Consider the following 11,922-nt stretch of genomic DNA (forward strand, 5'->3'; position numbering starts at 1 on the left):
ATTGCTGTCGCTGGTATTATTCCTTCAATTTTTGTCACAGGTGCAAATGTTATTGTATTCGGTCCTGTTAATGGCTCTATTATCTCTTGGGTCGGAGAGGTAATTGGTGCTTTGGTTTGTTCTACCTTTACAGACTGGGCTTTAAAAAGAGATTTGAACGCTTGGGTAAAAAATACAATATGCTAGATAGGATTGTCTCTGCAAAAGGATTTGAAATTACCGTACTACTTTTTCAAGCAAGGCTTTTGCCTTTTATTCCTTCAGGTTTTGTAACGTTAGCAGGTGCAATAAGTAATATAACCATGTTACATTTTTTAATTGCCACTGCACTTGGAAAACTTCCCTCTATTGCACTTGAGGCTTTAGTAAGCTTTGATGTTATAAATATAAATACGAACTGGATAAGGTTAACAATTACTATCTTCGCGGTCGGAAGTATGTTCTTCTTATTAAGAAAAATAAATACGGGGACTCGATAACAAAGTCTAACTGATTGTCCAATTTAATTTCTAACTCTACTGCATCTAGGCATAATAAGCGTCAGTAGGCCTATTGGTTGTAAGCAGCGTTGGACAGGGTATAACTCCTACAGGTGAAACCAATAGAAGGAAAAGAGCACTTTTATCCACAAATTCAGAGTACCACAATCCCATGAATATGAAGAAAAGAGCAATAGCCATTATCTTTTTGCTATCAGTTATTTGAATAATTCCTTTCTCACAAATAGTTGTACTAGTGAAATTAATGTTAATATGCCGAACGTACGCATGAAAAGGATTGCTGAAAATAAGTGCATTGATTGTCACGGATAGCCCATGCTGGATATAAAGTTTTAGGCAATGTCGCATCATCTGTTGCTATAGACGGTACCTGCCTCGCCGTGTCGCAGCCAGCGACCCTCCAGAAGGGGCGGCGGAGCGATGAGCGAGCTGTCCGGGGGGGACGACGGTCACGGCTATGCTGCCGTGTCCCTGGTCGGGATAGGTGCGTGTGACACTGATCTGCTGTCCAGGCGGGATGACGCTCGTTTGTAAGATGCTCCATCCCTCCACGCGAAGTGGAAGTGTTTTTCGCTCCAAATACTACTTGCACCGCTGAGCCGTAAGCAGTTTAGGCGTTGATTACTTGGCATTAACCTGTCGTGAGAACATTAGATATTAAATTTTTTTTATTAACAAAAATGTTCACTTCTCCCTTATGAATTACTGATAATTATTAATTATTAGTTATTATAGAATACGACACATACACTAATATAAACAATTTCTAAAATATTTCTAAAACACAGTCAGTAGTGTTGTATGAAAGTATCAAATAGATTGAGTTAAGATGTGAGATTTTATGTAGTGCGTAGTGTTGGGCAGACATAAATTCATCAAAAAGAATAAACCTAGCCTCATATGCCTCTGCCTGACTGCAGCTTTATAAATTTGTTTTGGGGTTATATGAAAACAAAGGCATCAAGATTTATCATCTCAATACCTTTGGATTTTCAATTCAATGCTATTATGCTTTACATTTTAAAGAAAATCCTTAATAACAAAAGCAGGATTAAATGCGCTGGATAAAATATATAGAATCCCCATTTTAAGGTCTTTGACTTTTTACCTCGCCTTCCCTTATATAATGCTAATAACGGAATTGCTAATACGATTGCAAATTGATAAAAATGTGCCCAATCCCAATCCAGTAAGAAAGGTATAGCGACAAAGAAATACCCTATAACAAGCATAGCAGTCATTTGCGCCTTAAACTGTCCCCTGAATACACCAAAACATACGATCCACAGTACCACGATGTAGTTCCAATCAGCAGGATAAGCAAGTAAGCAGCAAACGCCTACAGCCAATATTTTTTTCCATGTATCAAGCTTGTCACTTTTTACTGCTGTTAAAGCAATCAGCCCTAAAGCAAGACCCCAAAATACGCTTGTGGCTTTCCACCACGAATGCTGAAAATACATCACATATGGAAAATGAGATATAACGGCGAAAAGCAAAAGCCGAAAAATGTATTTTTTAACGTTAGATGTATAGTGATACCCTTCTGCTATAAAAAAGCAAAGTGTAGGAGCCACAATTCGCCCTGTTATTCGTGAGATTGCCCCGATCACACTGTCGTGCGGTAAAGCGACCACAAAAAAGTGATCGGCAAACATAGCAATCATGGTTATTATCTTCAACGCATTAGCGGAAATATCATGTGTGTTTTTTGAATTTATTGTTATTTGGTCGTCCATGCACCATCCTCCATGAATCTTATAATATATATTTTCTGTCATAAAGAAAAGCGGCATTAAGTACAACAATCACCGAGCCGACATTATGTACCAGATGGTGATGGTGATATTGATGCAGGCGTGGGAGCATTGGCTTCGCGGTATTGCAAATAATCGTCAAATTTTACGTCAAGCCGCTCGTAATTCATATATGAGGGCAGATAGTAGTGCCACCACTCGGTTGACAACACCTTAAACCCAGCCTTCGTCATAATACTCTTGAGGTATTCACGGTTTTTGGTCTGCGTCTCAGTGGCGCCCTCGTAATTGGGATAAGTCGCCTCGGTAAACTCGCAATAATCGGTAGGCATGTCAAGCTCATCGCCATTTTCGTCTACCAAAGTTATGTCCACGGCGATGCCTCTGCAATGCTGCGAACTGTTCGACGGCGCTGGAACAAAGTGCTTCTTGTCATCGGGCAGGCTTGCATTCATCGCGGCTTGCACAGACAGCGGACGGTACGCATCCCAAATCTTGATTCTGTAACCGTCAGCCATTGCAAGCTTTTGCGCTTTCATGAGCGCCTTTGCTGCGTCAATGTTAATTAAACACAAATCGTGCTCATACTGCACCATGCCTGTTATATTGTCGGCAGTTGCATTTTTGAGGTCGATAACAAAGCTCGGATCCACTTGTTTAAGCTCAATGAGCCCAGCATACGCGTAAACCTCGTCAAGTGACTTAGGCAGCGACGGTTGCTCAGCGAATTGCGTCACCGGAGTCGGGCTAGGGTCTGCATTCGACTGATTAGATGAATTGCAAGCACTAAGTGTGGTCACAAGGAGCGTCAAACCGAGTATATACATCACCAGTTTATGGAAACTATTATTAATTATAAGTAACACCGCCTTTTTTTAAGGTACTGAATCGGTATTGAAAACGTGTTTTTCATATGCCAGTCCTTTTTTGTACCTGCCGCTAATATCTTAATGCTATAACATCCTTGAAAAATGTTCTACAGCTTTGACAAAATCAGCAATTGTTTTATCTACATCACCATGCTCACCCCCAAGGCTAATAAACCCAAAACCCATTGACTCAGTTTATTCATGCTGAGTTTTCCTATAAACACAGATTTCTTTTTCTAATGTCTCTGATTCAGAGATATCAACCAAATCCTCTGGTTACTTAATTTGTACCGTGGAATCAAATTCTTTTTCTTCATTGTTCTGTATTCTATAATCAATTTCGAGATTAAACGTTTGTCCTTTTTCAAATTTGAAGTTGTCTCGACCATTTTCATTATTTAGCTCAGAGATATACAAATCGAAATCTGTTAGCCCATCTACTCGATATCCATTGTCGGCCTGTGGTAATATAGGGTTGCCCTTATCGTCGAAAACTGCCATTATGTAGCCGGTTATTGGAAGATTTTTATTGTATAACCATCCCCATTTTAATGACTTACCAAATTCAGAATGCCGAATCCATATGGATTTTATTGCTGATGGTTGATTGAATGGAACAGTTATATGAAAATGCCCATCAGGGTTACCATCAAGTTTTAAGTCATTTGGGCTTAAATTATCCACATCTACTCCTATCCACTTAAACGAGACAGTTGTCAATTGTGTTGGATTAGTTGATGCTAATTGTACTTGCGAAGTTGATGTTTGTGCCTGAGGTGGTTGATTCTGAGTATTGGTTGGAGTTGTGCTTTGGGGTTTCGCAGTTCCACATCCTAATAGTGTAAAAACTATAATCATATGTACAAGAATTTTTGCGAATTTCATCAGATTCACCTCTATTTATCATTCACTTATATGATAGTAAAAATAGTCTCTCACTCTGCTCATAACTGGCATAATTCGATAAGTAAGCCTATTGGATGATCATTCTTTACGTAGCTCCAATCAGTTCCGCTTTCATTCGCACTACAACCTTCCCCATCTTCGTATGATCTGGCAACCATTAAGATATGTGTTTTACCTAAGCAAATGACCACCTTTTGTAAGTCTTTTCCTTTAGGCTTTGTGTTTTTAAGGCCATTACCATAGGTTTGTCATCACATAGTATCAAATAGAAATCTAATACAAGACATTTCCTCTTTTTCTAACATCGATTAAGGAAGACTTGCCTACTCGAGTAAAGCTTTTTTCTGCTCAAGCCTTTGAGTTTGGAATTCATCTAACTTTCCAGCATCTTGGGCAATGGTTCCATAGGTTTTACCGGCTGCTCGTTCTGCCGTAACTTGTTCTACTAAATTGCCTGTTAAGCGGATACAATGCCCGCCGGTGTCGTTACGCCTGTTAACCTGTTAATAGGAAGCTTTTATTTTTTATACCCCCCCGACTCTTCTTTTGATAAGACGGGGGTTTTTCGCTTATTTGGTCTTTGTTATTACGGGGTCGGAGGCGGAGTTGGTGGAGGGGGCGCAGGTGGCAACGGTGCGAATTAACTTCAACGATAACTCCCTTAGTCACTACTTTGCCTCCGACAGGGTTTTGTTCAATAGCAAGCCCACTATCACTAAAGTTGAAATGCAATTCCGACTTGCTTACCGTTTCTCCAACCTGTCGCATCGTCATTCCGATAAGATTAGGAACAACAACCTCGTTAGCTAGTGGTTGACGCTCAAGGATGTTAGGTCTAACAGGAACATCGTTTTCGGTGACTGCAATGGTGCTTTTTACATCAATAGAAAAAGGAACATCAAATTCTTCATTCGTTTTTACCTTCCTGCTAAAAAGGTTTAATCTACTTCAACTAAATCAGATGAGTTAATTCTTCTATGGTCCATAAGACAAAAAAACTGCTTGCTTCCCTTTCAATTAGCTCATACCCTATGCTAAATCTTTTTTAATTTAAATACATAATAATAAACAAAATTTCTTTTGTGAAAAAAACTCCATTCCGTTTTAAAGTGTTCTTTTAATGCCATGTTTTTATATGCTGAATCTATTTCTTCAAAGGTTAGTTTATCTGGGCAATTCGTTTTGTAAAATTGTCTTCTTTTTTCTAATTGTATATCATTAAACAAATATGGATATTCGGCTTTCGTGTCTTCGTTTATTTTGGGTATAACATTAATAATAATTATGGCATTCTCGTCACACAAGGTAACCATCTTAGGAAAAAGAGAGAAATGCTCACAGTAATCTCCATAAGTTGACATAGGATTATCTATAACAATTAAGCTATACTTTTTATTACATCTTTCTACTTCCATATATGAGTCTACAATTTTTACAGTAGCAAAGGGAAAATTTCTTTTCAAAGATGCTTTACAACTCGAATCTATTTCCCATACCTCTAAAGATTTCACCTTATATCCATAATCTAATGTATGCCACTCTCCTGTTTTTCCGAAAACCTCCAATGCATTTAACTCACGTAAATTAATATTATTACTTTGTAGCCTAGTGAGTACTTCTTCCATAGGTCTTGATTTCTTTAACGTGTATACTCTGTATTTTATGTTTGGTGGCATTTTATACCAGATGTTCTTAATTTGCTCTTTTAAATCAAACATACATGTCACTCATTTCTAAAAAATCAATAGTATATTCTTTCCAGCTGTAACAGCCTCTAATATTTTGCCTAACTGCATAATGAATTGATAAGATGGGGGTTTTCGCTTATTTGGTCTTTGTTATTACGGGGTCGGAGGTGGAGTTGATGGAGGGGACGCAGGTGGCAACGGTGCGAATTTAACTTCAACGATAGTTCCCTTGGCCACGACCTTGCCTCCGACTGGATTTTGTTCAATAGCAAGCCCACTACCATTAAAGTTGAAATGCAATTCCGACTTGCTTACCGTTTCTCCAACCTGTCGCATCGTCATTCCGATAAGATTAGGAACCACAACTTCGTTAGCTAGTGGTGGACGCTCAGGGACGGTCGGTGACGTAACAGGTCTAACAGGAACATCGTTTTCGGTAACTGCTATGGTGCTTTTTGCATCATTAGAAAAAGGAACATCAAATTCTTCAAGAGCTCCTTGTATAATTATTTTAGCAACAGGACTACATAGTGGTCCACCCTCATATTCCACACCCTTAGGACTATCCGCAATCACTAACACTGCAATTTTTGGGTTATCAACTGGGGCAAAGGCTTCGAACGATGCTATAAACGCATTAGGATAATAATTACGAGTTACAGGGTCAATTTTTTGGGCAGTTCCTGATTTCCCACCCACTCTAATCCCTGGGATGATCGTTAATTTTCCCGTTCCGTTGATAACAACGCTTTCCATATAGCGCAGGCGGCCGCCTTAGTTGCACTTATGCTTCCAGAAAGTATTTAACGAAAAGTTCATACTTTCTGACCTAGTATAAAATAAGACTCCATTTTAAGGAGTCTTATTGTGGCAAGGAAGTTTAAGTAACACCTCCAGCCTATACCAGACTGCCAATTGCTCGAACTGTACCTGTTATTTCCTAGATAGTTAAGTATAGTATAGTGTTGTTATTTTACGAACACGTCACAGATTTTTAACATTTTTGTTAAAGTAGAAATGATTCTTGAAAAATCAAAAGAGAAGGCTAGCAAATTCGCCGGTCTTCTCTTTGTTTATAACTTAGTTGAGCCGCACATGGTTAAATTAAGCATGTTCAGCAGATGGTAAGTAAATGGTGAAAACGGCTCCCTGGCCAGGTTCACTTTCAACTGATACTTTTCCGTCATGCATTTCAATGATTTTTTTAACTATAGAAAGTCCTAAGCCCGTGCCAGTTCCACGCCTCGATCTAGATTTATCGACTTTGTAAAACCTTTCCCAAATATTTACGAGGTCTTCCCGGGGAATACCGGGTCCAGCATTTTTCACGGCTATAAAAGCATACATATTCTTTATACCCAACGTTACACCTACTGAACCGCCCGTTTCCGAATGTTTAATGGCATTGTCTAATAAATTAGTAAGCACCTGTTTGAGGCGATCAATGTTTCCCCATACGATAATAGTTTGCTCTGGCACAGTTAGCGTTAATTTAATTTCTTTAGAATTAGCCATATGTCTTAGTCGCTCAACGGTGATTTGAACAAGCTTATTCAATACTACATATTCCATTTCATCAAAGGTTTTAGCGACTTCCATCCCTTTTAAGTCGAGTAACTCATCTACAAGGCGTCTGAGACGCTCGGATTCGTCAATAATGTTATTGAGATAGATTTGCTCCTGTTCCTTCGACTTAACTAGCCCGTCCAGCACTGCTTCAGAAAAGCCCTGAATAACCGTTAAGGGCGTGCGCAACTCATGGGAAACATCAGAAAGTAGTTCCTGCCTTAATCTATCAAGTCTCTCTATAGCCTCAATTTTGTCGCTGAGCTGAGTTGACATGCGATTAAACGAGCGGGCAAGACACCCCACTTCATCTTCGGAGGTAACCTCAATTTGCCTACCGAACTCACCTTCTGCAATTTGGCGTGCTGTTTCTTCCATTTTAATGAGGGGTCGGATCATCTTTCGGGATACAAGCATACTTAACGCTGTAGCTAAAAAGATCCCTATCAACGTTCCTATCAGAGCAATTCCCCAAATGTTGTTAACATGATGCTTCATGCTTTCCAGAGGACTGAATATAACCACCAAACCAATAATCTGCTTATCCTTTTTTAAAGGAACAGCCACAAGAAACATCTCTTCATTGAACCCCGTGACCTTGCCGGAGAAAACGACATTTTCACCACCGAGGACTCTCTCTTTAAAACCAGGCTCTAAAAGCAAACTGCTCATCGACTGATCATTGGCCAGTTGACCATACAAAATGTTTCCATCTGTATCCATGATTGCGGTATTAGCACTTAATACATTAGCTAAGACAGCCAACCTTTCGTTGATAGCGATCCTCTCTGTGTTTTCATATTTATTGAAAACTCTTACGACTTCTTCCGCCTCATTTATGAATAATTGCGCGTGTTGATTATAGATTACGGATTTGATCTGCTGTGCTTGTATCACTACTGAAAACAGAAAAACTACTAGTACTATAAGCACAATTGCCAACCAAAGCTTGCTTACTAAGCTATTTCTTATTGACCACTTAATTCGAATTTGTAACCCACCCCTCTAACGGTCTGAATAATGTCATTATAACCAAGCTGATTTTCAAGCTTAGATCTCAAGCGATTGATGTGGGTGTCAACGGTGCGGGAATCTCCGCAGTAATCGTATTCCCAGACCATATTGAGTAACTGATCTCGACTGTAGATTTGCCCGGGTCGCTTTGCTAAGCAATGCAACAGGTCAAATTCTTTAGCCGTTAAGTTTACCTTTAATCCACCAAGTTCGACTTCCCGAGTAATCTGATTGATCTTTAGACCAGGATAAGAAATGATATGTTCTTTACTTTGTCCTCCTTCCAACCTTCTTAGGACTGCCTTGACCCGGGCACTAAGTTCACGCGGACTAAACGGTTTAACGACATAATCATCCGCCCCTAAATCAAATCCTAACACCCGATCATTCTCTTCCCCCTTGGCTGTTAGCATAATAATGGGAATCTTGGTTTCCTTTCTCAGTATCTTACAAACGGTCCAACCGTCTAATCCGGGCATCATTAGATCGAGAATGATAAGATCTAGATTATCTTTCCGAACCATCTCTAACGCACTGTTTCCATCCTCTGCCTGGTAAACGTCAAACCCATCCGCTTCAAGGTAGATACGCACTATTTCCCGAATCCGATCGTCATCGTCTGCTATTAGAACCTTATTACTCAATCTAGTTTCCCCCCTCAATTCTTAACTTATTGGAACAATTCTAAGTTAATTGCTTCAGCTTCATTTTATTGTACATTAAGAGAACTACATCAAGTTAACAGATTTTTAACATTTTTGTTAAAAACCCGTTTGAGTCTGATAACAATAGTGTACCATGGAGAGATTATTGCTCATGGAGAGAGTGGCTTTGTGTTTCAATCAAGCAAAGATCCACTTCTGTTGATAAATCTGAAAAGAAGATATACAGCTCGAATGAATAAATCAATTGCTATAGAAATCCATACTCCGGCAATCCCCATTCCTAATCTCAAACCAAAAATGTAGACTCCCAGAACACGAATAAAAAACATTCCAATTGCAGTACTATACATTGGGCTCTTAGTATCGCCTGCTCCCTGTAAAGCACCTGCCAATACTAAACTTAAGGCTAGTGCGGGTTGTGCAAAAGCATCAATTCTGAGTGCTGTGGCAACCATATCAATGACATTTTCTTCCTGTGTAAACCAAGTTGCAAACCAAGGACTGAAGAAAAATAAAATCACCCCAAAAAACGACATAACGATAACCGCGATAGCAGAGGTCCACAGTCCGTATGAACGAGCCTCTTTAACTCTATTTGCTCCTAAGTTCTGCCCGACTAATATAGTTGCTGCAATCGCTAAACCATACCCCGGCATAAACGAAAAAACTTCAATATTGCCCGCGATTATGTGAGCAGCATAGGTTTCAGTTCCAATCCGAATAATCAATCCAAAATATAGGACCTGTCCAAGACGCATAATTAGCCGTTCTGCGGCAGCCGGAGCAGATAGCTTTAGAATTGGCAACGTATAGCTGTTCCGCTCCAGACGGAGGCTCCTTAAAAAAGAAAATGCAATTCTTGATTGTGCGATGAAGTAATACAGAGCAAGTGTACCTGTTATACGAGCAATTACTGTTGCCAAGGCTGCTCCTTCTATCCCAAAGCCATCGAACTTCCATAAACCAAAAATCAGGATATAAACTAGGCCAACATGAAGAATATTGATCCATAAGCTTACTTTCATAGGAGTTTTGGTATCCCCGTAGGCTCGCAAGATATTGCCAAACATAAGCATGAGTGAAATAAATACCGAAGGGATGGCAACTATGCGGAAATATTTAACTCCATCGACCAGTACCCTTGGTTCTGCCCCCATAAGCCTTAGTAAGGGTTCGGCAAAAATCAATGCTACCATTCCAAAGATCAAGCCTATATATACAGAGAACATGGTTGATTGCCTTGCTACATCCCGTGCTTTATCGAATTCTCCTGCACCTACGGCCCGAGCAATTAAAGCAGACGTTCCTATTCCTAGCGCCATAAATATAGCAATATACACAGCTAGAATCGCATTAGCTACACCCACTGCAGTAACCTCAATTAACCCCAATTTGGAAACGAATAAGATATCGACAAACCCAACAATGGCCTGCAAGATATTTTCTATCATGGCAGGAATAGCTAAAGTTAAAATGACACGTATTTTTCTTTTAACGGATAAATCTTGGTTAATTATTAAGTCAGATGACATGATGATCTTTCCCTTCACCGCATATAATGGTCAAGCGCTTTATTGAGGTCAAGTAATACTTGTTCTTCGTTCCCGTCGTGAACAGCAGCTACTACACAGTTTTCTAAATGATCTTTGAGCAAGAGTTTAGCTGCGTTATCTAATGCTTTCCTTACAGCAGCAAATTGCAGTAAAATATCCGGACAATCTCGTCCGTCAACTGTCATTTGCTTTATGGCTCGGATATGCCCCTCTATCCGGGAAAGCCGATTTACAACCTGATGTTGGTGCTTATGCTTGTGATTCATTATAATTCCTCCTAAAAGTGCCCTACACAAATATTTTATCCCCCCCAGGGGGATAAAGTCAACACAAAGGTGTACTCTATGAAGAGGCAGTCCCTTTTATGATTTTCTACTCATTTAACTCTAATTATTTTCGTCTCTGATATCCAACATGATATAGTATAATTCTTACCACTTTGTTTAGCCCTTAAGAGAGCTTGGTCAGAAGCCACAATAAAATCGTGAATACTCTGCCCATTTTTGGGATAGCTTGAACCACCTAAGAACAATCATGGTTGCACTCTACCCATTGAACTGCCGTCCGAGTTCTGTTCTTAGTTCACCTCTCAAACTGTTTCTTATTATATAAGGTAATTAGTGTTTCACAAACATAGTTAAGCTAGTTGCGAATGTTTAAATCGGATCGCTATGCTAGCACGTAACATAAAATAATATTTTTTGATAAATATAATCCTGAAAGGAACTAGCATCTATGTCTTCACAATTTTTTGCAGACTCTATAAATTATTGGGGTGCGTATGGAATTATTGCAAGCTTATTCATAAGTATTCTTATTGCTATTGCTGGAATTATTCCTTCAATTTTTGTCACAGGTGCAAATGTTATTGTATTTGGTCCTGTTAATGGCTTTATTATCTCCTGGGTCGGAGAGGTAATTGGTGCTTTGGTTTCGTTCTACCTTTACAGATTGGGCTTTAAAAAGAGATTTGAACGCTTGGGTGGAAAATACAATATGCTAGATAGGATTGTCTCTGCAAAGGGATTTGAAATTACCGTACTACTTTTTCAAACAAGGCTTTTGCCTTTTATACCTTCAGGTTTTGTAACGTTAGCAGGTGCAATAAGTAATATAAACATGTTACATTTTTTAATTGCCACTGCCCTTGGAAAACTTCCCTCTATTGCTCTTGAGGCTTTAGTAAGCTTTGATGTTATAAATATCAATACGAACTGGATAAGGTTAGCAATTACTATCTTTGCGGTCGGAACTATGTTCTTCTTATTAAGAAAAATAAATTCAGGGACTCGATAACAAAGTCTAATCGATTGTCCAATTTAATTTTTAACTCTACTGCATGATGAACTCTCCTCTTTCGGTTCTGGGGTAGGCCAACGAAATGACTTAAAACCCACGCTAAGA

At 39.3% G+C, this 11,922-nt stretch carries 13 protein-coding genes and 1 pseudogene; 3 read left to right on the forward strand and 11 right to left on the reverse strand.

The genetic code is table 11. The features are described from left to right. Both DOT_RS31505 and DOT_RS23715 read left to right on the forward strand, forming a co-directional pair. Nucleotides 1-186, forward strand: a pseudogene (locus tag DOT_RS31505) (hypothetical protein); the annotation flags it as partial. Then, entirely contained in the window at nucleotides 162-479 is a 318-nt protein-coding gene (locus DOT_RS23715) for a lipase/acylhydrolase family protein (protein WP_009624090.1), read from the forward strand. The pseudogene DOT_RS31505 and the gene DOT_RS23715, both read left to right, overlap by 25 nt. 268 nt (nucleotides 480-747) lie before the next feature. Here DOT_RS23715 and DOT_RS30005 read toward each other — a convergent pair whose 3' ends face one another. From DOT_RS30005 to DOT_RS23760, 11 genes are all read right to left on the reverse strand, one after another. Further along, the gene (locus DOT_RS30005) at nucleotides 748-1,092 is read right to left on the reverse strand and encodes a hypothetical protein (protein WP_207637070.1); all 345 of its coding nucleotides are present in this window, start codon (nucleotides 1,090-1,092) and stop codon (nucleotides 748-750) included. 421 nt (nucleotides 1,093-1,513) lie between these two features. Then, nucleotides 1,514-2,239: a TraX family protein gene (locus DOT_RS23720; RefSeq protein ID WP_040413384.1), complete on the reverse strand. Its 726-nt coding sequence runs from the start codon at nucleotides 2,237-2,239 to the stop codon at nucleotides 1,514-1,516. An 83-nt stretch (nucleotides 2,240-2,322) separates the two neighbouring features. Then, nucleotides 2,323-2,994: a M15 family metallopeptidase gene (locus DOT_RS23725; protein WP_157998516.1), complete on the reverse strand. Its 672-nt coding sequence runs from the start codon at nucleotides 2,992-2,994 to the stop codon at nucleotides 2,323-2,325. Between the two features lie 408 nt (nucleotides 2,995-3,402). Beyond that, a complete protein-coding gene (locus DOT_RS23730; RefSeq protein ID WP_009624095.1) occupies nucleotides 3,403-4,011 on the reverse strand; it encodes a hypothetical protein in 609 nt (202 codons plus the stop codon). Between the two features lie 516 nt (nucleotides 4,012-4,527). Continuing rightward, a complete protein-coding gene (locus DOT_RS29145; RefSeq protein ID WP_083824284.1) occupies nucleotides 4,528-4,806 on the reverse strand; it encodes a hypothetical protein in 279 nt (92 codons plus the stop codon). Nucleotides 4,807-5,066: 260 nt separating this feature from the next. Then, a complete protein-coding gene (locus DOT_RS23735) occupies nucleotides 5,067-5,750 on the reverse strand; it encodes a hypothetical protein (RefSeq protein WP_009624098.1) in 684 nt (227 codons plus the stop codon). A 123-nt stretch (nucleotides 5,751-5,873) separates the two neighbouring features. Next, the gene (locus DOT_RS23740) at nucleotides 5,874-6,476 is read right to left on the reverse strand and encodes a penicillin-binding transpeptidase domain-containing protein (RefSeq protein WP_009624099.1); all 603 of its coding nucleotides are present in this window, start codon (nucleotides 6,474-6,476) and stop codon (nucleotides 5,874-5,876) included. Between the two features lie 348 nt (nucleotides 6,477-6,824). After that, entirely contained in the window at nucleotides 6,825-8,219 is a 1,395-nt protein-coding gene (locus tag DOT_RS23745; RefSeq protein ID WP_348982170.1) for an ATP-binding protein, read from the reverse strand. Nucleotides 8,220-8,254: 35 nt separating this feature from the next. Beyond that, complete coding sequence (locus tag DOT_RS23750; protein WP_009624101.1) at nucleotides 8,255-8,944, reverse strand: response regulator transcription factor; 690 nt, start codon at nucleotides 8,942-8,944, stop codon at nucleotides 8,255-8,257. 194 nt (nucleotides 8,945-9,138) lie between these two features. After that, nucleotides 9,139-10,497, reverse strand: a complete 1,359-nt coding sequence (locus DOT_RS23755) for an MATE family efflux transporter (protein ID WP_040413386.1) — start codon at nucleotides 10,495-10,497, stop codon at nucleotides 9,139-9,141. Between the two features lie 14 nt (nucleotides 10,498-10,511). Next, a complete protein-coding gene (locus DOT_RS23760; RefSeq protein ID WP_009624104.1) occupies nucleotides 10,512-10,784 on the reverse strand; it encodes a metal-sensing transcriptional repressor in 273 nt (90 codons plus the stop codon). A 469-nt stretch (nucleotides 10,785-11,253) separates the two neighbouring features. Here DOT_RS23760 and DOT_RS23765 point away from each other — a divergent pair, with 469 nt between their 5' ends. After that, the gene (locus tag DOT_RS23765) at nucleotides 11,254-11,814 is read left to right on the forward strand and encodes a VTT domain-containing protein (protein ID WP_009624105.1); all 561 of its coding nucleotides are present in this window, start codon (nucleotides 11,254-11,256) and stop codon (nucleotides 11,812-11,814) included. Nucleotides 11,815-11,922 lie beyond the last annotated feature (108 nt).

The sequence above is a fragment of the Desulfosporosinus sp. OT genome, from assembly GCF_000224515.1.
Lineage (GTDB): Bacteria > Bacillota > Desulfitobacteriia > Desulfitobacteriales > Desulfitobacteriaceae > Desulfosporosinus.

What these genes read in the sequence shown, in the direction of transcription:
- DOT_RS23720 (WP_040413384.1), bottom strand. Translation starts at nt 2,239, where the DNA reads ATGGACGACCAAATAACAATAAATTCAAAAAACACACATGATATTTCC.
- DOT_RS23730 (WP_009624095.1), bottom strand. Translation starts at nt 4,011, where the DNA reads ATGAAATTCGCAAAAATTCTTGTACATATGATTATAGTTTTTACACTA.
- DOT_RS29145 (WP_083824284.1), bottom strand. Translation starts at nt 4,806, where the DNA reads ATGACGATGCGACAGGTTGGAGAAACGGTAAGCAAGTCGGAATTGCAT.
- DOT_RS23735 (WP_009624098.1), bottom strand. Translation starts at nt 5,750, where the DNA reads ATGTTTGATTTAAAAGAGCAAATTAAGAACATCTGGTATAAAATGCCA.
- DOT_RS23740 (WP_009624099.1), bottom strand. Translation starts at nt 6,476, where the DNA reads ATGGAAAGCGTTGTTATCAACGGAACGGGAAAATTAACGATCATCCCA.
- DOT_RS23755 (WP_040413386.1), bottom strand. Translation starts at nt 10,497, where the DNA reads ATGTCATCTGACTTAATAATTAACCAAGATTTATCCGTTAAAAGAAAA.
- DOT_RS23760 (WP_009624104.1), bottom strand. Translation starts at nt 10,784, where the DNA reads ATGAATCACAAGCATAAGCACCAACATCAGGTTGTAAATCGGCTTTCC.
- DOT_RS23765 (WP_009624105.1), top strand. Translation starts at nt 11,254, where the DNA reads ATGTCTTCACAATTTTTTGCAGACTCTATAAATTATTGGGGTGCGTAT.